Raw genomic sequence first — 21,680 nt, 5'->3', positions numbered from 1 at the left:
TTTAGCTGCCGCTAAAACTTCTACGTTGACCAGCTACTTTGGGTTTGGCAAAGCGGGGGCCTGCTGAAGGACGCGAGTCACCAGAGCGACTGCCACCCGTTGGACGTGAATCACCAGAGCGTGCAGGGCGTGAATCCGCAAAACGATTACCGCCAGCTGGCCGTGAATCACCAGTTGGACGGGAATCGCCTGAAGGACGTGAGTCGCCAGAGCGAGATTCGTAATGATTACCAGAGCGGTTTCCACCGCCAGCTCCGCCACCTGAACCACCGCCACCAAAGCGTGATTCTGAACGTGCACCAGATCCATAACGGCCACCGCCGCTACCACCACCGCCGCCAGAGCGATTACCGCCACCGGAGCGACCGCCACCAGGACGACCACCACCTCCACCACCAAAGCTAGGCTTGGCTTGTGGCTCTAAGCCGGCAATCACAGATGCAACGATGTCTTGCTGTGTAAAGCGTTCGATGTTGCGAATCTTTGCACGATCACGATGCTCTACTAAAGTAATTGCTACCCCATTACGACCAGCACGCCCGGTTCTACCAATGCGATGCGTATAGTCTTCAGGCTTCATGGGTAAGCCAAAGTTAATCACGTGACTAATGCGGGGCACATCAATACCGCGTGCCGCCACATCCGTCGCCACTAAAATTTTAGTGTGACCTTTACGTAAAGACTCGAGACGACGCATGCGAACCGCTTGTGGCATTGCACCGTGCAGGGCACTGGCTTCATAACCGTTTGCACGTAAGGTGTCAGCGATTTTTTCACTTTCAATTTGTGTACTTGCAAATACCACTGCTTGATCTAAGGTGGCATCAGCCAAAATATGCTCAAGCAATTTATGCTTGTGTGACATGCTATCGGCCCAATGTAACTTTTGCTCGATATTGGCATGCTTCTCACCAGCATGAGCAAGCTCAATGCGCATGGCATTGGTAGTTAACTCATTTGCTAAAGACATAATCTTTGGTGCAAAAGTAGCAGAGAACATTAAGGTCTGATTGCGACCAGAGCAGCGCTTATCAATAGCTTCGAGGTCATCAGCAAATCCCATATCGAGCATGCGATCTGCTTCATCGATTACGAGTTGCTTCACATCATCCAAACGAATGGCTTTGCTGTCGGTCAAGTCCAGCAAGCGACCTGGGGTGGCAACTACGAGTAAGGCACCTTTCAGGGCTTGAATTTGTTTACCGTATGGCATGCCGCCCATTACAGTAGCAATACGAATCCCTTTGAGACCACGTACTAAGTTTACTGCATCAGCAGCGACCTGTTGGGCTAGTTCGCGAGTAGGGCAAAGTACCAATACCTTAGGTTGGGCGCGACCTGGCACAGGAGAGTTATTTGGGTTGTCTTCAATCAATTGATTAATCAAAGGCAATAAAAAGGCGGCGGTTTTGCCGCTACCGGTTTGGCTGCTAACTAATAGATCTCCGCCAGCAAGTGCTGCAGGAATAACCTGAGCTTGCACTTCAGTGGCTTGGGTGTATCCAAGTTCAGCAACGTTTTTAAGGAGTGATGCCGAGAGGGCAAAGGACTGGAATTCATTTCCGGCCGGCTGTGAGTTTTTAGGCTCGTGATTCGTTTCTTTAGAAAAAGTCATGCTATTACACATCCCCTTGAAGGGACGGTTCCGTATGGACACTCATTGTTTTTATCGAGTGTGATGGTCAAAGGCATCGACCATCAGGCAGGCGGCAGCGTTGTGTGTTTATAACTTCTAAACGAATCGCTGAAATATAGCTGGGGGGCGATGAATCAAATTGCTTAAAAAAGCCTCTTATTATGACAGTGTCGTAGTCCGATTACAAGGGTTTTCCCGAATTTAATTATGATGTTGTCATGGATTGGCTCACAAACCCTTCGAATATTGGCATCGTTCACTTCGCAACCTATTTGCTGGGAACGATACTCACGATTTTATTCCCGGGTCCAAACTCTCTTTATGTATTAGCGATCACATCGCAAAAAGGATGGCGTGCTGGCGCTGGGGCAGCCTTAGGTATTTTTATTGGCGATGCTATTTTGATCTTAGGCGTTATTTTAGGTGCCGCCACGTTACTGAATTCATCACCAGTCATTTTTAATGTTCTGCGCTTACTGGGCGCAGCCTATTTAGGGTGGATGGGCATAAGTTTTTTGCGGACCGGAATCGAGAGATGGCGTAGCCCCGAGAATGCAAAAGAGACGATGCATAGTGTGCGTTACTTCGATAATCTACATCCCACGCTTGCTGCCTTAGCGCTGTCCTTAACAAATCCTAAGGCCATCTTTTTCTTTGTCTCATTCTTTACGCAATTTATTGATCCGCAATATACACAACCCCTACATGCATTTCTCTACTTAGCAGTTGTGCTGCAAATAGTGAGCATGAGCTACTTAGCCAGCCTTATATTTGCAGGATATTTTTTCTTAGGATACTTTAAGAGGCATCCTGATCATGCAGCCTTGCTTTGGGGATTTGTAGGTTTATTGCTTCTGGGCTTTGCAGTGAACTTGTTACTTTAGCCAGCGCAGTAAACGCTCTACGCCTTTTCCGTAGGGTGGTCGTGCAAGCGCGGTGCCACGTAAGATATTTAATCCTAAGAGACCGCGTACCTGAAGAATCGATTTGCAATGACTAAAGGTATCGAACCCTGCTTTACCGTGATATGCGCCCATGCCACTTGCACCGATGCCACCAAAAGGAAGGTCTTCCACTGCCACATGCAATAGGGTGTCGTTGATCGTTACGCCACCTGAGCGGGTTTCATTGAGAACACGTTGCATCGACTGCTTGTCTTTGCCAAACCAGTACAAGGCCAGAGGCTTAGGTTTGTTATTAATGAAGCTGATCGCTGCTGAGATATCGCTGATGGTGATGATCGGCAGGATGGGTCCAAAGACCTCTTCTTGCATCACCAAGGAATCAGTAGAAACATTTACGAGCACAACAGGAGTAAATGAATTGGAAAATATGGAGGTAATTAAAGGAATAGCAGTAGCACCTCTATCCACTGCATCCTGCACCAAGTATTGCCAGCGCTCTAATTGGGCTTTATCGATTGGGCCTGTGCACTCAGCTGGATTAGAAAATTGCTTCTGAGCTGCACTTTGCAATGCTTGTACAAAAGCATCGTATTGATTAGGACTGATCAGTACGTAGTCTGGTGCGATACAAGTTTGACCGCTATTGATCAGCTTGCCGTAAATGATGCTGGCAGCAGCTTCAGGAAGTTGGGCTGAGAAGTCGACTATGGCCGGTGATTTACCACCCAGCTCGAGAGTGATAGGAGTGAGGTGGTCAGCGGCAGCACGCATCACTTTTTTGCCAGTTTCTTCTGAGCCAGTAAAAAATAGATGATCAAAAGGTAGTGCCGCAAACGATTCGGCTACATCGATCCCGCCAGTGGTCACACAAAATTCACTCGGGTGGAAATATTCCTCAATCAATAGGGCCAAGAATCCTGAGGTGCGCGAACTTCTCTCAGAAGGTTTAAGCCAAACTCGATTGCCCGCTGCTAAGGCAGAGATCACTGGAACCAGTGCCAGCTGAACTGGATAGTTCCAAGGACTCATGATGCCAACTACACCCATCGATTGGCTTTGAGTCCAAGCATTAGAAGAGCCTAGGAATCCAGGGGTGTCAACTAGAAGGGGCTTCATCCAGGTTTTGAGATGTTGATGCACATGTTTGCATGCCTGATAAACCATTTGAAATTCAGCAAGCTTTGTTTCAATAGGGTGACGAATACCAAAATCTGCTTCGAGCACTTTGCAGATCTTTTCTTCATTAGCGCGTACCATTTTCTCAATACGCCCAATGCGTTCTAGTCGAACCTCAAGGCTTGGATTGGGTTCTGCAGCATAAGCTGCTCTGATTTCATCTAATTGAAGGGTGAAGCGGTTTATTGACATGGGGTCTACGAATGGCAAGCAAATGATTGAATAAGGCATTAGCATAAGGCCATGAACGAAATCATTGAGAAAAATCTACCAACCTTGGAGCGTGCGACTTTAGGGGGTGGCTGCTTTTGGTGCCTCGAAGCGGTTTATCAGCAAATTACGGGAGTAAGCGCTGTGGTGTCGGGCTATGCAGGCGGGGCTTTGCCTAATCCAGACTATGAATCTATTTGCACTGGTACAACAGGGCATGCAGAAATTGTAGACATCTACTTTGATCCTACTCTTATTACTTATCGGGATTTATTAGAGATCTTATTTGTGATTCATGACCCTACAACGTTGAACTATCAGGGTAATGATCATGGTACGCAGTATCGATCGGTGATTTTTACTCACAACGATGTGCAAAGTAACATCGCATATGAGGTCGTTCAAGAATTACAGGATGCAAAGATCTATTCCAACCCTATCGTGACTCAAATTGATGTCGCACCCGTCATTTACCCTGCTGAGGACTACCACCAAAATTATTACCGTCAGCATCCCGGGCAGGGTTATTGCATGGCCGTAGTGGCCCCTAAATTAGCAAAATTCAGGACAAAGTTTCAGTCTCGTATTGCCCCAGCGTTTCGCTAGGGCGCAAGGCGGCGGATATCCCAGCCAGAGCCGGTGAATTGATAGTGAATGCGGTCATGCAAGCGAGAAGGTCTGCCTTGCCAAAACTCGATCTCTGTTGGCTGTAAGCTGTATCCCCCCCAATGCTCGGGGCGCGGTGGCTGGTCACCAAATTGCGCAGCAAAGCGTTTTTCAGCCTCTTCAAGAAACTGGCGATTTGGAATCTCGGTACTTTGTGGGGATGCCCAGGCTCCGATTCTGGAGGCAGCAGGACGAGAATGAAAGTACGCATCGCTTTCGCTTGCAGGAATACGCTCAACTAGCCCTTTAATACGCACTTGACGCTCAAGTTCATGCCAGTGAAAGAGTAATGCTGCCTGAGGGCGTATTGCTAATTCTTTCCCTTTTTGGCTATCATAATTAGTGAAGAAGCTAAAGCTATCCTGGTCAGCGCCTTTTAGTAAGACAATACGGGCTGATGGGTTGCCTGCTTGATCCGCAGTCGCTAAGGTCATGGAGTTTGGCTCGGGGCATTGGGCTTTGACAGCCTGATCAAACCAGACCTGAAACAGCGTCATGGGATTGACTGGTACTTCGGTTTCTGAAAGTTCACCAAAGGTATAGTTTTTACGCAGTTGAGCAATAGGATCCATTTATTCAGTATAAAGAGAAGCTATGGCAGAAGACAAGTTAGAAGACAGCGCAGATGATCGTCGCTTCGGGGGTGTAGCACGTCTATATGGCCCTGAGCTGCGTGAACACTTTCGTCATGCCACCGTGGTAGTGGCTGGTTTGGGGGGCGTGGGATCTTGGGCGGCTGAAGCTCTAGCGCGGACTGCGATTGGTCATTTGGTTCTAGTGGACTTTGATCACATAGCAGAAAGTAATACCAATCGTCAATTGCATGCCCTTGAGGGGCAGTATGGCAAAGCAAAAGTAGAGGCCATGACGGATCGCATTAGACAGATCAACCCTGAAATCATTCTGACTACACACGATGCATTTTTAGAGCCCACAAATCTTGATCAATTGATTCCAGATAATGCTTTGGTCTTAGATGCTACCGACTCAGTACAAACAAAAATTGCCCTCGCAGTCTGGGCCGTGCAGCATCAACGTGCTTTAGTGATGTGTGGCGCAGCTGGTGGCAAGTCAGATCCCACCTCGGTACGTTGTGATGATCTCTCGCGTACTGAGCAAGATGCATTGCTAGCAAAGGTACGCCAAGGGCTGAGACAAGATCACGGCTTCTCCAGAAATCTTAAGAGGAAGATCGGTATTCGCGCTATCTATTCCCATGAGCCGCGGGCTGGCGCAGCGAGTGGTGGCTTAGCATGTTCTGGTTATGGCTCTACGGTGATGGTGACCGCAGCCTGTGGCTTAGCTGCTGCGGCTGAGATATTAAATCTCATTGCTGCTCAAGCTATTACCTCAGAGTAAGTAGTCATTTTCAAAAAGTATTGCTAAACCCTTAAGGGCAATCCCTGTAGGAAAGTACGTATTCTGCTGTCATCCCTCAATGAAGCATTTCTCTCTCAGCCTCTATTCATAGGGCTGGATCTTTTTTCCTCGTATCGTATTTGTTCATTTGGTTAATTTGGGTATTTTGGTCCCCTAGTACTAATGAGAACTCCTCCCTAGACTTTGCTCCATTGGTGAGTTGCCAATGACAAATCGAAAGGAGGTCTCTTTTGCAGACTGAACACACTGGTTTAAAGCGTCATCTCAAAGTACGGCATATTCGTCTGATGGCTTTAGGGTCAACAATTGGTGTCGGACTATTTCTTGGCTCAGCAAGTGCCATCAAAATTGCCGGCCCCTCCATCCTCTTGGGATATTTATTGGCAGGCATTGTTGCTTTCATTGTTCTACGAACCTTAGGAGAAATGGCCGTACATGAGCCTGTAGCGGGGTCATTTGCAGCGTATGCCAATACCTATGTCGGACCATTGGCTGGCTATATGGTGGGTTGGGGTTATTGGACCTATTGGATTGTGGTGGGTATTGCTGAAGTGACTGCCGTTGGTATCTACATGGGCATCTGGTTCCCTGAAACTCCACAATGGATTTGGGCGCTTTCCTCGATCTTAATGATGGGCTTAATTAATCTCATCGCTGTCAAGGTGTTTGGTGAATTTGAATTCTGGTTTGCCTTAATCAAAGTCGTTGCGATTGTGGCCATGATTGCATTAGGTGCTGCAGTGATTCTATTTGGATTTACCAATGACTGGACTCCGATTGGCCTTAGTAATTTATGGAAACATGGCGGCTTCTTCCCGAATGGTATTTCAGGGATGCTACTTTCCTTACAAATGGTCTTGTTTGCTTATGTTGGTATAGAGATGATTGGCTTATCTGCTGGTGAAGCAGAGAACCCACGCAAAACTATTCCGATGGCAATTGATTCATTAGCTTGGCGCATTTTGATTTTTTATATGGGCGCCATCTTAGTGATCTTAGCGATCTTTCCTTGGAATGAGGTAGGTCAGCAAGGCAGTCCATTTGTAGTGATGTTCGAGCGTATTGGCTTGCGTGAAGCGGCTGGAATTATTAACTTTGTGGTCATTACAGCAGCGCTGTCATCTTGTAATGCCGGCATCTTTAGTGGTGGTCGATTGTTGTATGCACTCTCAACAAATGGCTATGCCCCATCCCCCTTTGCCAAACTATCTAAGTATGGTGTTCCTCATCGTGCCGTGATAGCAACCGTTGCGGTATGCATGTCGGGAGTGGTATTGAACTACTTTGTTCCAGATAAGGCATTTCAGTACGTCATGGCAGCAGTGACTTTTATTGGCCTGATGGTGTGGATTGCCATTCTTGTTACTCAAATTCAATTCCGTCGTTCTCTGACAAAAGATCAGGTTGAGCAATTGGGTTACCGCGCTCCATGGTGGCCATATTCCTCTTGGTTTGCATTGGCCTTTATTGGCTTAGTAGTAGTGATGATGGGCTTTCATGAAGATGCGCGAATTGCCTTGGTATTAGGCCCCTGTTTGTTAGGTCTGTATCTCATCATGTTTTATCTCGCTGGCTTGCATCACAAAACAAAACTGAATCGTAAATTTCAATAAGGAGACTTAAATGATTATTGGCGTACCTCAAGAAGTAAAAAATAATGAATTTCGTGTTGGCTTAACCCCAGGAAATGTGCGGGGTTTATGTAAACATGGCCACTCAGTATTAATTCAGCGTGGTGCCGGTGAGCAAATTGGTTTAACAGATGAGTCTTATCGCTTAGCAGGCGCTACTTTAATTAATAGTGCTGCGGAGGTTTTTGCTAAAGCTGAGATGATCGTGAAGGTCAAGGAACCTCAAGCTCAGGAGTGCGCTATGTTGCGCGAAGACCAAATGCTCTTTACCTACTTACATCTGGCGCCAGACCCATTACAGACAAAAGCGCTATTGGCATCAGGGGCGACCTGTATTGCTTATGAAACCGTCACCTCAGGGAGTGGTGGATTGCCACTCTTAGCGCCTATGAGTGAAGTGGCTGGCAGGATGTCCATACAGGCTGCTGCTATCCATCTTGAAAAGACGCATGGCGGTTCAGGCATATTGATGGCGGGTGTGCCTGGAGTGATGCCTGCAAAAGTAGTCATCCTCGGCGCTGGCGTAGTGGGGCGCAATGCTCTGCAAATGGCGGTTGGCATGGGTGCAGAAGTATGTATTTTTGATCGGGATATTGATCGCTTAAGGCAGATTGACATGCTTTACGGAAATCGCGTACGCACCTTTTATGCAGATCCGCTGTTAGTAGAGCTCGAAGTATGTGAGGCAGATGTGGTGATTGGCGCTGTGCTATTACCCGGCGCTGCTGCACCGAAGTTAGTCAGCAGAGAGATGGTTCGTAAAATGAAGGCAGGAGCAGTAGTAGTCGATGTGGCCATTGATCAAGGCGGTTGTTTTGAAACTTCGATGCCAACTACGCATACCGATCCTACTTTTATCGTAGATGGTGTACTGCACTATTGCGTAGCCAATATGCCGGGAGCTGTAGCACGCACTTCAACTTTTGCTTTGACAAATGCAACTTATCCTTATGTCGAGGCTTTAGCAAATCGAGGGGGCATGATGGCTTTAACGCAGGATCGTCATTTGAGAAACGGCTTAAGTGTTCATAAAGGTGTCCTCACTTCAGAGCCTGTAGCCAAAGCTCAAAAGCAGGCCTATACCTCTGCCGAAGAATTGCTCACGGTGTAAGAGTTTGGTGGCGTAACTCACTATTAATGTACGCCACCATCTTCCTAAGTCTTTATTGAGGCTCTATTTGCAGAGTTCATTTATTATCATCAGATGAATAACACACTCCTTGTAGATTAAATTGCTCGATTATTCTGCATTAGCACTTTCTACTGGTGTTGTAGCCCTGGCAGAGATGGGTGATAAAACCCAGCTACTTTCCTTAATGTTAGCTGCCCGTTACCCTAAGCAAGCCTTAGCGATTATTGGCGGCATATTTATTGCGACAATTGCAAACCATGCTTGCGCTGCGTTTTTAGGCCACTGGTTAACTACCTTCATGAGCCCAGACTTACTCAAGTGGATCTTGGGCTTGAGCTTTTTGGGCATCGGACTATGGCTATTGGTCCCTGACCATATTGATGATGCAGCAGGCTCTAAAGTAGCTGATCGGGCCCTTCAGGTATTTATACTCACTGTTGGACTCTTCTTCTTGGCGGAGATGGGTGATAAAACGCAGATTGCAACCATTGCCCTGGGGGCGAAATATCCTGATGTGATTGCGGTGACGATAGGCACTACTTTAGGCATGATGCTAGCGAATGCTCCAGCAGTTTGGGTTGGGCAGAAATTTACTAAGCGTATGCCTATCCGATGGATACATGCCGTTGCCGCTATTACCTTTATTGCTATTGGTGTAGCAACGCTCATTTGGGGTTAGCAAAGTAGTTGTTGAAGGCTTAAAATTACTCCATGAAAACTGATCTGCCACAAAGCTTCCAAAGGCTCGAATACCAAGCCCCGAATTACACCTTTAGTCAGGTTGAGCTCGATATCGCCTTAGACCCAGCTCGGACCATTGTGAAAAGCCGATTAGAGGTGCTACCTGGGCCAGGTCATGAGGCGGGAGCATCTTTGGTACTTCAAGGCCATGATCTGGAGTTTGTGAGTTTGCGAGTTAATGGTGAAGCACATCGCCAATTTGAATTAAATCCAGAAGCATTAACTATTCATGCTTTACCTCATGAAGGTGGCAAACCCTTTGTTGTTGAAATTATTTGTGTTTGTGTGCCCGAGAAAAATACTTCCCTGATGGGTTTGTATGTTTCTAATGGCAATTTCTTTACCCAGTGTGAAGCTGAGGGATTTAGAAAAATTACTTATTTTCTTGATAGGCCTGATGTCATGGCGCGCTATCGGGTGACACTGCGTGCCCGTGAGGCTGAGTATCCCGTCTTGTTATCGAATGGAAATTTACTTAGTTCTGAAAAGCTTCCTAATGGCTGGCATTGCGCAGTATGGGAAGACCCGTTTCCAAAGCCCTCCTATTTATTTGCGCTGGTAGCTGGTAAGTTGGAATGTATCGAAGAGACAATCACCACTAGTAGTGGGGCAAAAAAGTTATTACAAATTTGGGTTGAACCACATGATTTAAAAAAGACCCGTCATGCCATGAATTCTTTAATTGCATCCATCCATTGGGATGAAAAGCGTTATGGCCTTGAATTAGATCTTGAACGTTTCATGATTGTGGCAGTGGGTGATTTTAATATGGGGGCTATGGAAAATAAGGGCCTCAATATTTTTAATACAAAATTTGTTTTAGCGCAGCCTGGGACGGCAACCGATGCTGATTTTTCTAATATCGAAAGCGTCGTAGCGCATGAGTATTTTCATAATTGGACCGGCAATCGAGTGACATGCCGTGACTGGTTTCAGCTCTCACTCAAAGAGGGCTTAACCGTTTTCCGTGATCAAGAGTTTTCAGCAGACCAAATGGGCAGTGAGTCTGGCAGGGCAGTGAAGCGTATTGAAGATGTGCGCCTCTTACGTCAACTCCAGTTTCCTGAAGATGCTGGTCCGATGGCCCATCCTATTCGTCCTGATGCCTATCAAGAGATTAATAACTTCTATACCGTCACCGTCTATGAAAAGGGCGCTGAGGTGGTACGCATGTATCAAACCTTGCTGGGGGTCGATGGCTTTCGTAAGGGAATGGATTTGTATTTCAAGCGCCATGATGGCCAAGCCGTTACGTGTGATGATTTCTTAGCAGCGATGGCCGATGCAAATGGGCGCGATTTAACCCAGTTCAGAAATTGGTACAGTCAAGCGGGAACACCAAAAGTCATCGTCAAAGAGTCTTATGATGCTGCGAAACAAGAGTATCAAATTACTTTGACACAAAGTCCATCAGAGCATATTTCTAATAAAGAATATAAGCCATTTCATATTCCCCTAAAGATGCGCCTACTGACTGAAGCAGACGAGCAGGAAGAGGTATTGCTTGAGTTGACTCAAGAGAGTCAAACCTGGACCTTTGATCATTTAGCAAGCCGCCCAGTACTGTCTATTAATCGTAATTTCTCTGCTCCGATCAATTTAGATTTTGATCAAAGTGAGTCAGATTTGTTAGCGATGTTTTCTGGGGATGATGATGCGTTTAATCGCTGGGAAGCTGGTCAAAAGTTAGCGATGCAGATGATTTTGCAAAATCGTTTACCTGATGCTCCATTGATTGATGCCTATCGCCAACTCTTGACGGATGTAGATTTAGACCCGGCTTTTAAAGAGCTTGCACTGACCTTGCCAGCGGAGACTTATCTATATGAGCAGTGTGCGAGTATAGATCCTCAAAAAATCTATGCAGCACGTCGTGCTTTCCGCCATGCTATAGCTACTGAGCTCCGAATAGAGTGGGCCGCGCTCTATCAGCAAATGCAAATTCCTGGACCATTCAATCCAGATGCAAGCAGCGCTGGTAAAAGGGCTTTAAAGAACTTCGCATTAGGTATGTTGCTTGAGGCTGATCCTTTGATCTGGGCAACTATGGCTGTTAGTCAATATCAGCAAGCCGACAATATGACAGATCGATATGCGGCCTTAGCCGGGTTGGTTGTCCATGGCTCGAAATCTGCCGCAGCGTGCCTAGAAGATTTCTACACTCGCTTTGCAGACGATCCCTTGGTCATTGATAAGTGGTTTGGCTTGCAGTCAAGTAGACCGCCCGTTGCTAACGCAGACTCCACCTTAAGTGAGGTGAAACGCTTACGCGATCATGCCGCTTTTAAAATGAATAACCCCAATCGTGTGCGTAGCGTGATTCATGCTTTTTGCTTAAATAACCCTGCCAGCTTTCATCAGCCAGATGGTAGTGGCTATGCTTTTTGGGCAGAATCAGTGCTCGCCTTAGATGCCATTAGACCCTCAGATAGCACTCAGATAGCAGCACGCCTAGCAAGAGGCTTAGATCGCTGGAAGCAGTTTTCCGAACCTTATCGCACTCAAATGCAGGCAGCCCTCAAGCTGGTAAGTGATTGCGAAACACTCTCTCCAGATGTGAAAGAGGTGGTGTCTAAGGCTTTGGGAAATATTGAGCAATAGCACAAGCTATTAGTGAATGCTCTCTTCATAAGCAATATCCAGTTGCCTAGCGAGTGCCTCTAGCTTTTTATCAAAAGTCCAAATGAGGGCATGTTTTGATAGCAGCGTTGAGGCGAGCAAAGAGACATCTATGGCTCCACAACCTGATTCATAAAACTGATGCTTTTCTACAAATGCCATTACTTCATCTGGAGTCGCTACTGTTGCCTGACGTAAGCATTTCAGCTGATCTAAAGTTTTGACTCTGGGGGAGGGCGGGGATCCACAAGAGAGCTCTACCAAGACCAGTGGATGGCAGAGAATTTGATCATTAATTAAGAGGGATTGCAGTGATGGATTGGCTTTTCTGAAATGAGCAATCCATACCGAGGTATCGGCTAACACCATCGTCATTAAAGCCCCTCATGCTTAGATCTACGGCGAGGGATGCTTTTCATATTAGGGGCTGCACCACCCAGAGCTGCTAAGCGTTTTGCGATCTGCACTCTGACAAAAACAGTCATTGCCTCCCGAAACAGCTCGGATTTATCCATCCCCGGCTCTGCAAGCTCTAAGCCTCTTTGGTAAAGATCGTCATCTATCGTTACAGTCGTTCTCATAGGACTACCCTTCTGGTTTTGTCTTTACGATACTATTGTGATTACATCATCAATAATGATGTATATTAACATCAAATTCAGCATCAATAGGCATAGAGCCAGAGGTTTTAAATATATCAAGGCAAAATAGACCCCATTCATATCCTGCTTCATTAGATTTTTGGAGAAAACCCATTTGACCGCCCCAGCCAACTTCAATACCCCATTTCAGCAGTACCTAGAGTCCACCAAGGTCAAGGGCGTCGCTATTCCTGTGGGCCTACAAGAACTATTGATTGCGGTTGCTGATACGTGTACGACTCTGAGTCATGAAGTAGCGCAAGGTGCTTTGATTGGCTTATTGGGCTCAGCAGGGACTGGCAATGTGCAGGGCGAGGTTCAGCAAAAGCTAGATGTAATTGCGAACGATTTATTAATTGAGGGGGTGCAAGGCTGTCAATCCCTTGCTGGCTTAGCCTCTGAAGAGATGGAATTGCCATTACCCGTTCAAGGTACTGGCGACTATTTGCTCTTATTTGATCCGCTTGATGGCTCATCTAATATTGATGTGAACGTATCGATCGGCACTATTTTTTCTGTGTTGAAGAAACAAGATCCAACGGCACCCTTACAAACAGCAGACTTTTTATTATCCGGGCGTCATCAAGTGGCTGCTGGTTATGTCGTCTATGGACCTCAGACTACGATGGCCTTGACACTAGGTGATGGCGTGGTGATGTTTACCTTGAATAAGACTACTGGTGAGTTTGTACTCATTAAGCATGCGGTAGAGATTGCCCATTCAACGAAAGAATTCTCCATCAATATGTCAAATATGCGACATTGGGCACAACCTGTTCGTCGTTACGTCGAGGAGTGTTTGGCTGGAGTCAGTGGCGAGCGTGACAAAGATTTTAATATGCGCTGGATTGCTTCTATGGTGGCAGATGTACATCGTGTACTCTCCCGCGGCGGAATATTTATGTACCCATGGGATCAACGTGAGCCCCACAAGCCAGGCAAGTTGCGCTTAATGTATGAGGCTAATCCTATGAGCTTTTTGGTAGAGCAGGCGGGCGGCGCCTCCACCAACGGCGATCAACTCATTATGGATTTAATTCCTACAGACTTACATGAGCGCGTATCCGTCATGTTGGGTTCTAAAGAAGAGATTGAGCGTTTACAGCACTACCATGCACAAGTTTAAGGACTTGGGGTCGTACTTAGGGCTGTACTTTTTCTTTGAGATAGGCAAGAGACTCTTCAACCTGGTCAATCAAGATCAAACAGATATCACCTGGAGATAGATCATCCAAAGCCGTATCAATAGCCAAGAATTCACCAGTAATTTCTTTTACACGCTTAGCTTTGGTCGTGCCAACCAAACCTTCTTGCAACAGTTTTAATACCTCACCATCTTCACGGCCACGTTGGCATTGGTCTTGATACAGGATGACGTTATCAAAGCTATTGCCCAGAATGCGAGTGAGATCTCGAATATCTTCATCTCGACGATCACCAGCACCGCTAATCACAACATGACTCTTTTTAGGCTTCATCGCTTCAATCGCATTCGCTAGGGCACGCATCGCATCTGGGTTATGACCATAGTCAGCAATCACCGTTGCACCTTTATGCTGAAACTGATTAAAGCGACCTGGTACTGCATTGGTAGTGCTTTCAAAGGAAAGAAGGCCGCGAGCAATATGGTCTGCATCCAAATTCAGAGCCCAGGCAGCACCAATAGAGGCCATCACATTTTCAATTTGAAATCCTAGAACGCCATTTTGGGTCACAGGAATCTCGCTCACTGGAAAGCGATAGACCACCCGTGCGCCTTTAGATGCCACAATATAAGTACCATCAAAGTAAATGACTTTTTTATTCTTAGCTCGGTGAGCGGCAATCACAGGGTGATGTTGATTTTGGGCAAAGAAGATCACACGTCCCGAACAGACATCACCCATTTTGACGACAATCGGGTCCGCTGCATTGAGTACTGCAGCGCCTGTTGGTGCTACGTTCTGCACCACCACCCTTTTGAGAATCGCCAAGTCTTCAACACTAGCAATGTAATTTAAGCCTAAGTGATCACCTTCACCAATATTGGTCACTACCGCTACTTCGCAGCGATCAAAGCCTAAGCCTTCGCGCAACATGCCGCCACGGGCAGTTTCTAGAACAGCGGCATCAACGTCAGGATGCATAAGGACATTGCGCGCACTTTTCGGACCGCTGCAGTCACCAGAGTCAATGCGGCGATGATTAATGTAAACCCCATCAGTAGTGGTCATGCCGATACGCTGGCCAGTTTCATTAATAAGGTGTGCAATCAATCGTACTGTCGTTGTTTTGCCATTGGTACCAGTAACGGCCACAACCGGAATGCGGCCATCATCACCTTGGGGGTACATCATGTTCATGATGTCTTCTCCAACAGGGCGACTTTTTCCATACGAAGGTTTGAGGTGCATACGTAAACCTGGTGCTGCATTGACTTCAACAATCCCACCACCCTGAGTTTCCAGTGGCTTATAAATAGCTTCACAAAGAATATCAACGCCAGCAACATCTAAGCCAATCATTTGTGCTGCAGCAATAGCGCTAGCTGCAACATCGGGATGCACGTCATCCGTTACATCTGTTGCGGTACCGCCTGTACTTAAATTGGCATTGTTTCGCAATAACACCCGTTCACCCGTTTTGGGCACATATTGAGGGTTTAAGCCATTGCCGGCTAAATGTGCCAGTGCAATGTCATCAAAACGAATTTTGGTTAAGGCGGTTGCATGACCATCACCACGTAAGGGATTCTGATTCTCTAGTTCCACTAATTGGGCGACACTATTTTTGCCATCGCCTACTACCTGAGCAGGCTCACGACGGGCTGCTGCAGAGAGGCGATTGCCAACTACTAGTAAGCGATAGTCAGCACCTGGTAAGTAGCGCTCCACAATAATTTTCCGACCATGGGCTCGCGCGACAATAAAACCGGCACGTACCTCAGTTTCACTCTGAATATTAGCTACCACCCCTTTACCTTGATTACCATCCTTCGGCTTGAGGACAATACGACCCCCCATTTTTTGGGCCACATGCCATGCCTCATCGGCTGTAGTCACTACTTCGCCAACAGGAACGGACACCCCTGCAGCAGTCAGTAAATTTTTAGTGAGTTCTTTATCTTGTGCAATTGCCTCGGCAATCGCACTGGTATCACTGGTTTCTGCAGCCTGAATACGTTTTTGCTTACTGCCCCAGCCAAACTGAACCATGCTCCCTTCAGTCATACGGCGATAGGGAATATTTCTTTGGACGGCGGCATCGACGATAGAGCCTGTGCTGGGACCGAGGCGAACATCTTCATATAGTGCTTCTAATTCAGCAAGTGCCGCAGCAAGATCAAATGGCACGTCGCTTAGCGTTGCTTGAATCAGTGCAAAGGCAAAATCAAATGCCATACGCCCAACCACTTCTTCGGTATATTCTGCAATCACTTGATATACACCGACTTCAATGGTTTGCACTGTCCGACTAAAGGTAACAGGGCAGCCCGCTTGTGACTGCAGACCCAAGGCAGCGTGCTCTAAAGCATGGGCTAAAGACAGAACCTCGTTATGAGCACCCCGACGCATGCTTCCTAATTGAGGAAAGCGCTCACGAATCTTATTTTCAAAGTTCGGAATGGAATCAATCGAGCGTTCGGTTTCATCGCAAGAAACAATCGCCTCTAGGGCGGTATGGCGGCTCCATAAATTAGGGCCACGCAACATGCGGATACGGGTAATTTCCAATTAAGCTCCTACTGGAACACTGGGCTCGAAAACAAAAGTTTCAGCACCAGCTTCGATGACGTTAAATGGAATATCTAGCGCCCACGCCGCGGCAATAGCCGCTCCTAAATTGATGACTTTCCACGGTGTGCTGGCACTTGCTTCTGCATGGCGTGGAATCGGAATACTTTTTGAATCTTGCCCCGTGCTCATCAGTGTAATTTGTTGTTGGCCTATAAGGACTGCACGGCCACCATTGTTCAGATGGGCCTGAGCTACTGGAGATGCAGCATCTTGAGTAAAGTAAATCACGGTGCCCTTACACAGTTCTGCCATTTTCGTCACGATAGGATCGTCTGCATTCAGCACTGCAAAGCCGGTAGGCACGACAACATCAACCTGAGTACGAACCACATTAAATAGCTGATCTTCATCGCTAATGTAGTATTCCGGGAATAGCTGGAGAGGGTCTACATTCAGAACGATGCCGACTTGACAATGATCATAAGCTAAGCCCTCAAGTAGTAAGGAGGCGTTATCGCTCTCGAGTACAGCAATTTCAATTGCTCTATTTTGTAATGTGCGTCGCGCATTCTCCCAATACGAAGGCGATTGTCTTTGGATAGATCGATTTCCAAAGTAGAGGCCTTTGCTTGAAGAAAGCCCAACATGTAAATTAGTAAGTCTAATAAAATGCGCTACGATTTGAGCGACTGTAGATCTTCCACTAGCTCCGCTGACCCCAATAATCGGTAGGCGGAAATCAACATCGAGCGGAAATAGGTGTTCGGCAATCGCTTCGCCAACTGGTTGCGGCTTGCCGCTGGCAGGCTTCAGATGCATCAACAGACCTGGCCCTGCGTTCACCTCAACTATGGCTGCGTGTTGATCTGCGAGGGGTTGGCTAATATCTTGTGCTACTAAGTCAACCCCTGCAATCTCTAGCCCTACTACGCGGGCAGCTAAAGCAACTTGACTAGCTACATCGGGGTGTACTAAGTCAGTGACATCAAACGCAACATTACCATTACTTTGAATAAGAACTTTTTGATCTTTGACGGGAATGCCAGAGCCAGTAAGCTGCTGACGGGCGAGCTCAAGTTCAACAGCTGAGTCAATGCGTACGGGATTCAGAGGGCACTCTTCGGTATTACCACGACGTGGATCTGAATTAATCTGAATTTGAATGAGCTCTAGTACAGAATGTTTGCCGTCTCCAGTGATCCAAACCGTTTCACCTTTCGCCGCTGCAACCACTTTGTTTCCAACCACTAATAGTCGATGTTCATCGCCTTGAATATGACGCTCTACTAAGACTTCGCTACCTTCGTGAATTGCTACTGCATACGCAGCTTCAATTTCTTGCTGGGTATGCAAATTAATGAAGACCCCACGACCGTGATTGCCATCAATCGGCTTGACAACAACTGGTAAGCCAATATCTTGCGCCGCTTCCCAGGCGTCATCAGGACTAGTGACAGTTCTACCTTGTGGGGTTGGAACACCAGCACTTGCCAATAGGCTCTTCGTTAAATCTTTATCACGAGAAATGGTTTCTGCAATTGCACTAGTTTGATCTGTCTCTGCCGTCCATATACGACGTTGCTTAGAGCCATAACCCAGTTGAACGAGATTACCGCTGGAAAGCCGAATGTGCGGGATTTCGCGCAGAGTTGCAGCATTCACAATACAAGCAGTGCTGGGACCTAAACACAGATCATCACTCAACTCTTTCAAAGCTTCAATGATTTGGTTTTTTTGAGCAACAGCATCGCCATTATCTTTAATTAAAGTCAGTAAAAGATCGCGTGCATACGTAAAGGCTTGCAGTGTGACCGCCTCTTCACTTGCGCTCACGATTACTTTGTAGACGCCTCTTCGACCGCCATCACGCGCTCTTCCAAAGCCGCCCGGAATTCCCGATAGGTTTTGTAATTCAATGGTGAGGTGCTCAAGAATGTGACCGGGCCAGGTACCTTCCTCGACGCGCTTTAAAAACCCACCAGGTTCTCCATAGCTACAACGATGTTCAAACAGGCTAGGAAGGCAGGCGCTAAGACGATCGTAAAAACCTGGGATTAAGTCTGACGGATGATCTTCTAAATCCCCAATATCAATCAACACTTCGAGTGCTGGGTTGTAGCTCCACATATTGGGGCCACGAAGATGCCTATGACTGAGAATCTCAATCGTTTTATCGAGTAATTGGGGCATGTGTGGAATAGGATGATCTCTGCTACCGCAAGCGATAAGGGCAGGGATATTTCAAACTGTCTCTCTGTTTCTAATAATTATTAAAAATCCACAAAATTAGCAAAATTACATAAAAAGCTTCAATTTGATAATTTAACGGCTTTCTGGCCTTTAAAGTTGACAAAACATATAAATAGAAAAAAGTAGGCTCCACTATACTTTTAGGATTCATGAATCCAGAAATTTCCCTATCCAACACACGACCACCAAGTAATTGGGTGGGCATTTTGGGATCCGCTTTATTCCCTATCAAGGATCTTGACTCCATATTAGCGTGGGCTGAGCTAGATCTTGATAGTGACATGCATTTTGGTAAAAGTCTGCTGTGTCTCACTGATGCAGGGCTTTTTTGGGTGGATCGTGACCATTCCCAATTCTGGCCTATTAGCCCTGCAGCGCATCTTCTACATGGCGATCAATCTGGGGTCGGGTATCTCAAACTTCAAACAGATGACAGCCTATTGCGGGTTTGGCATTTCACTTTAGCGGTAAATCCGCAAATCCTGCGTTTGCAAAGTAGCTTTAGGCAGCTTGCGCGTGGGGATCAGCCTACTGAGATTGTTGAGATATCTGAATATGATCAGCAAATCTGTCATGCCTGTTTGAGTCCTAAGCCAGCTAATTCAGATGTGTGCCCAACATGTGATCCAGAAGGAGATATACCACCGTCTACCTGGACTCTATTTAAATTATGGCGTTTTGCTCGTCCCTATAAAAAAGAATTATTGCTGGGGTTTGTATTAACTCTGCTTTCCACGGGCGCTACTTTAATACCGCCTTACCTGACGATGCCCTTAATGGACAATGTGTTGATCCCTTACGAAAAAGGCAATCCGATTGATTTTGCTTTGGCTAGCCAATATCTGGTGGCCTTGTTTGCTGCTGCTGTGGTTGCCTGGGGTTTAGGTTGGTGGAAAACCTACCTCTTAGCATTAGTCAGTGAGCGGATCGGTGCCGATTTACGCAATACAACCTTTGAACATTTGCTCAAGTTATCTTTGGAGTACTTTGGGGGAAAAAGAACCGGCGACTTAATGGCGCGCATTGGCGCTGAAACTGATCGCATCTGTGTATTTCTCTCGCTCTACGCTTTAGATTTTATTACCGACGTGATTATGATCACAATGACAGCAGCGATCTTAATTTCGATTGATCCCTTGCTTGCTTTGGTCACATTGGCACCACTGCCATTCATTGTGTGGATGATTCATACAGTCAGAGATAAGTTGCGTTTTGGTTTTGAAAAGATTGATCGCACCTGGTCTGAAGTGACTAACATTTTGGCAGACACCATCCCAGGTATTCGGGTAGTGAAAGCCTTTGCTCAAGAAGACCGCGAACTTAAACGCTTCGTTGATTCGAATAAGCATAACTTGCAGATTAATGATCGGGTTAATCGCATCTGGGGTTTATTTTCCCCCACAGTCACTTTCTTAACGGAAACAGGTCTATTAGTGGTTTGGGGTTTTGGAATTTGGCAGGTTGCGCATCAAAAAGTTTCGGTGGGTGTTTTAATTGCTTTCCTAGCTTATATCGGACGCTTCTATCTTCGCTTAGATTCAATGAGTCGAATTGTTTCTCATACCCAAAAAGCAGCGGCAGGGGCAAAGCGGATTTTCGATATTTTGGATCATGTCTCTAGCGTTCCTGAACCGATTAATCCAGCCCCCCTGACCAACGTGAAAGGGCATATCGCTCTTAGAGGTGTCGGTTTCCGCTATGGTAACCGTGCGGTTTCTAAAGGTATTGATCTGGATATTGCGCCCGGAGAAATGATTGGGCTTGTGGGCCATAGTGGCTCCGGCAAAAGTACTTTAGTGAATTTGATCTGCCGCTTTTACGACGTGAGTGCGGGATCTATTTCTTTAGATGGTCGCGATATTCGTAGTATTGCGATCGCAGACTATCGCAAGCGTATTGGCTTAGTGCTTCAAGAGCCGTTTTTATTCTTTGGCACGATTGCCGAGAATATTGCGTATGGAAAACCAGAGGCTACTCGAGAAGAAATCATTGAAGCAGCGCGTGCAGCCCATGCTCACGAATTCATATTACGATTACCTTTAGGTTACGACTCTCTAGTAGGTGAGCGCGGCCAATCTCTCTCAGGTGGAGAGCGTCAACGTATTTCCATTGCGCGTGCTTTACTGATTAATCCCAGTATTCTGATTTTGGATGAGGCTACCTCCTCTGTCGACACCACAACTGAAAAAGAAATTCAGCGTGCCTTAGACAATCTTGTGAAAGGCCGTACTACGATTGCAATTGCACATCGTCTATCTACGCTCAGGAAAGCAGATCGCTTGGTAGTCTTAGATAAAGGTGAAATTGTAGAGATTGGCTCTCATGATCAATTGATGGAGGCGCAGGGCGCTTACTACGCTTTATATCAAGCGCAACTTCGCCAAGCTGCAGACTTGGTGGAAGGCGGCGCTATTGGTGAAAGTCTCCAAGATGTAAAAGTAGAGGGCGTTTCAGAGATCAAAGTAGGGGGCAAAATATGAGTACGCATCGCAAGCCTTATTCTCTTGAGCGAGATGCGCTAGGTTGTCTTGTATTCATCGATGATGCTGGGAATCACCACGAAGGGGTCTATCCCGTCAGAGCCTACCCCATTACCGCTCCAAGTGCAGGGATTTCTTTGATGGATACAGCAGGCAAAGAACTTTGTTGGTTTGATCGTCTTGAAGATATTCCAGTGCTTGAGATGGAGTTGATTGAACAGGATTTAGCTGCACGTGAGTTCATGCCGGTGATTGAAAGAATTACGAAGGTCTCCACTTTTGCTACTCCCAGTATTTGGGATATTGAGACAGACCGCGGACCTACGAGAATTCGCCTTAAGGCGGAAGAGGATATTCGGCGGGTTGCTGGCAATACCTTATTAGTCGCTGATGCAAATGGCCTCCAATTTCTGATTAAGGACTCGACTCAGCTCGATAAGTTAAGTAAAAAGTTTTTAGATCGGTTCCGCTAAAATTTACCCTAGTAAGTCAAAACA

At 46.5% G+C, this 21,680-nt stretch carries 17 protein-coding genes; 10 read left to right on the top strand and 7 right to left on the bottom strand.

Annotated features, from left to right (window positions below; translation table 11 throughout):
• Position 1 precedes the first annotated feature (1 nt).
• Positions 2–1,615 carry a DEAD/DEAH box helicase gene (locus tag DCO16_RS11325; RefSeq protein WP_173942226.1) on the bottom strand — a complete coding sequence of 538 codons (1,614 nt, stop codon included), beginning with the start codon at positions 1,613–1,615 and terminating at the stop codon, positions 2–4.
• 239 nt (positions 1,616–1,854) lie between these two features.
• On the opposite strand from DCO16_RS11325, the gene leuE reads away from it, so the two are divergent.
• The gene (leuE, locus tag DCO16_RS02650; RefSeq protein ID WP_173942225.1) at positions 1,855–2,520 is read left to right on the top strand and encodes a leucine efflux protein LeuE; all 666 of its coding nucleotides are present in this window, start codon (positions 1,855–1,857) and stop codon (positions 2,518–2,520) included.
• On the opposite strand, the gene DCO16_RS02645 is transcribed toward leuE, so the two are convergent.
• Positions 2,512–3,909 (bottom strand): coniferyl aldehyde dehydrogenase, encoded by a 1,398-nt coding sequence (locus DCO16_RS02645; RefSeq protein ID WP_173942224.1) that lies wholly within the window; start codon positions 3,907–3,909, stop codon positions 2,512–2,514. The two genes, leuE and DCO16_RS02645, sit on opposite strands and share 9 nt — an antisense overlap.
• Positions 3,910–3,960: 51 nt before the next feature.
• Here DCO16_RS02645 and msrA point away from each other — a divergent pair, with 51 nt between their 5' ends.
• Positions 3,961–4,533 (top strand): peptide-methionine (S)-S-oxide reductase MsrA, encoded by a 573-nt coding sequence (gene msrA, locus DCO16_RS02640; RefSeq protein ID WP_173942223.1) that lies wholly within the window; start codon positions 3,961–3,963, stop codon positions 4,531–4,533.
• Here msrA and pdxH read toward each other — a convergent pair.
• The gene (pdxH, locus tag DCO16_RS02635; RefSeq protein WP_173942222.1) at positions 4,530–5,165 is read right to left on the bottom strand and encodes a pyridoxamine 5'-phosphate oxidase; all 636 of its coding nucleotides are present in this window, start codon (positions 5,163–5,165) and stop codon (positions 4,530–4,532) included. The two genes, msrA and pdxH, sit on opposite strands and share 4 nt — an antisense overlap.
• Before the next feature lie 22 nt (positions 5,166–5,187).
• Here pdxH and DCO16_RS02630 point away from each other — a divergent pair, with 22 nt between their 5' ends.
• From DCO16_RS02630 to pepN, 5 genes are all read left to right on the top strand, one after another.
• A complete protein-coding gene (locus DCO16_RS02630) occupies positions 5,188–5,952 on the top strand; it encodes a tRNA threonylcarbamoyladenosine dehydratase (RefSeq protein WP_173942221.1) in 765 nt (254 codons plus the stop codon).
• Positions 5,953–6,203: 251 nt separating this feature from the next.
• Positions 6,204–7,586, top strand: a complete 1,383-nt coding sequence (locus tag DCO16_RS02625) for an amino acid permease (protein WP_173942220.1) — start codon at positions 6,204–6,206, stop codon at positions 7,584–7,586.
• A gap of 10 nt (positions 7,587–7,596) precedes the next feature.
• Positions 7,597–8,715, top strand: coding sequence for an alanine dehydrogenase (gene ald, locus DCO16_RS02620; RefSeq protein ID WP_173942219.1), 1,119 nt, complete (start codon positions 7,597–7,599; stop codon positions 8,713–8,715).
• Between the two features lie 121 nt (positions 8,716–8,836).
• Entirely contained in the window at positions 8,837–9,415 is a 579-nt protein-coding gene (locus DCO16_RS02615; protein WP_302480380.1) for a TMEM165/GDT1 family protein, read from the top strand.
• A 32-nt stretch (positions 9,416–9,447) separates the two neighbouring features.
• Positions 9,448–12,078 (top strand): aminopeptidase N, encoded by a 2,631-nt coding sequence (gene pepN, locus DCO16_RS02610; protein ID WP_173942218.1) that lies wholly within the window; start codon positions 9,448–9,450, stop codon positions 12,076–12,078.
• A gap of 9 nt (positions 12,079–12,087) precedes the next feature.
• Here the strand turns inward: pepN and DCO16_RS02605 are convergent, their stop codons facing one another.
• Both DCO16_RS02605 and DCO16_RS02600 read right to left on the bottom strand, forming a co-directional pair.
• Entirely contained in the window at positions 12,088–12,471 is a 384-nt protein-coding gene (locus DCO16_RS02605) for a type II toxin-antitoxin system VapC family toxin (protein ID WP_173942217.1), read from the bottom strand.
• The gene (locus tag DCO16_RS02600) at positions 12,471–12,677 is read right to left on the bottom strand and encodes a type II toxin-antitoxin system VapB family antitoxin (RefSeq protein ID WP_173942216.1); all 207 of its coding nucleotides are present in this window, start codon (positions 12,675–12,677) and stop codon (positions 12,471–12,473) included. Before DCO16_RS02600 ends, DCO16_RS02605 begins: the two co-directional genes overlap by 1 nt.
• A gap of 175 nt (positions 12,678–12,852) precedes the next feature.
• On the opposite strand from DCO16_RS02600, the gene DCO16_RS02595 reads away from it, so the two are divergent.
• Positions 12,853–13,863: a class 1 fructose-bisphosphatase gene (locus DCO16_RS02595; RefSeq protein WP_173942215.1), complete on the top strand. Its 1,011-nt coding sequence runs from the start codon at positions 12,853–12,855 to the stop codon at positions 13,861–13,863.
• Between the two features lie 16 nt (positions 13,864–13,879).
• Here DCO16_RS02595 and cphA read toward each other — a convergent pair whose 3' ends face one another.
• Positions 13,880–16,450 (bottom strand): cyanophycin synthetase, encoded by a 2,571-nt coding sequence (cphA, locus tag DCO16_RS02590; RefSeq protein WP_173942214.1) that lies wholly within the window; start codon positions 16,448–16,450, stop codon positions 13,880–13,882.
• Entirely contained in the window at positions 16,451–18,643 is a 2,193-nt protein-coding gene (locus DCO16_RS02585) for a cyanophycin synthetase (RefSeq protein WP_173942213.1), read from the bottom strand. It abuts the gene before it with no gap.
• Positions 18,644–18,852: 209 nt separating this feature from the next.
• On the opposite strand from DCO16_RS02585, the gene DCO16_RS02580 reads away from it, so the two are divergent.
• Both DCO16_RS02580 and DCO16_RS02575 read left to right on the top strand, forming a co-directional pair.
• Positions 18,853–21,183, top strand: a complete 2,331-nt coding sequence (locus DCO16_RS02580) for a cyanophycin metabolism-associated ABC transporter (protein WP_173942212.1) — start codon at positions 18,853–18,855, stop codon at positions 21,181–21,183.
• On the top strand, positions 21,180–21,656 hold the full coding sequence (locus DCO16_RS02575; RefSeq protein ID WP_173942211.1) for a cyanophycin metabolism-associated DUF1854 family protein: 477 nt from the start codon (positions 21,180–21,182) through the stop codon (positions 21,654–21,656). The genes DCO16_RS02580 and DCO16_RS02575 overlap by 4 nt, the downstream gene beginning before the upstream one ends.
• Positions 21,657–21,680: the final 24 nt, after the last annotated feature.

The sequence above is a fragment of the Polynucleobacter antarcticus genome, from assembly GCF_013307245.1.
In the GTDB taxonomy this organism is placed as follows: domain Bacteria; phylum Pseudomonadota; class Gammaproteobacteria; order Burkholderiales; family Burkholderiaceae; genus Polynucleobacter; species Polynucleobacter antarcticus.
The sequence above is the reverse complement of the archived record's forward strand: the minus strand, read 5'-3'. Positions and strand labels throughout refer to the sequence as shown.

Excerpts from the sequence above, each read along its gene's own strand:
- DCO16_RS02605 (WP_173942217.1), bottom strand. The coding sequence starts at position 12,471 with ATGACGATGGTGTTAGCCGATACCTCGGTATGGATTGCTCATTTCAGA.
- msrA (WP_173942223.1), top strand. The coding sequence starts at position 3,961 with ATGAACGAAATCATTGAGAAAAATCTACCAACCTTGGAGCGTGCGACT.
- DCO16_RS02630 (WP_173942221.1), top strand. The coding sequence starts at position 5,188 with ATGGCAGAAGACAAGTTAGAAGACAGCGCAGATGATCGTCGCTTCGGG.
- DCO16_RS11325 (WP_173942226.1), bottom strand. The coding sequence starts at position 1,615 with ATGACTTTTTCTAAAGAAACGAATCACGAGCCTAAAAACTCACAGCCG.
- leuE (WP_173942225.1), top strand. The coding sequence starts at position 1,855 with ATGGATTGGCTCACAAACCCTTCGAATATTGGCATCGTTCACTTCGCA.
- DCO16_RS02600 (WP_173942216.1), bottom strand. The coding sequence starts at position 12,677 with ATGAGAACGACTGTAACGATAGATGACGATCTTTACCAAAGAGGCTTA.
- DCO16_RS02575 (WP_173942211.1), top strand. The coding sequence starts at position 21,180 with ATGAGTACGCATCGCAAGCCTTATTCTCTTGAGCGAGATGCGCTAGGT.
- ald (WP_173942219.1), top strand. The coding sequence starts at position 7,597 with ATGATTATTGGCGTACCTCAAGAAGTAAAAAATAATGAATTTCGTGTT.
- DCO16_RS02580 (WP_173942212.1), top strand. The coding sequence starts at position 18,853 with ATGAATCCAGAAATTTCCCTATCCAACACACGACCACCAAGTAATTGG.
- pepN (WP_173942218.1), top strand. The coding sequence starts at position 9,448 with ATGAAAACTGATCTGCCACAAAGCTTCCAAAGGCTCGAATACCAAGCC.
- DCO16_RS02585 (WP_173942213.1), bottom strand. The coding sequence starts at position 18,643 with ATGCCCCAATTACTCGATAAAACGATTGAGATTCTCAGTCATAGGCAT.
- pdxH (WP_173942222.1), bottom strand. The coding sequence starts at position 5,165 with ATGGATCCTATTGCTCAACTGCGTAAAAACTATACCTTTGGTGAACTT.
- DCO16_RS02645 (WP_173942224.1), bottom strand. The coding sequence starts at position 3,909 with ATGTCAATAAACCGCTTCACCCTTCAATTAGATGAAATCAGAGCAGCT.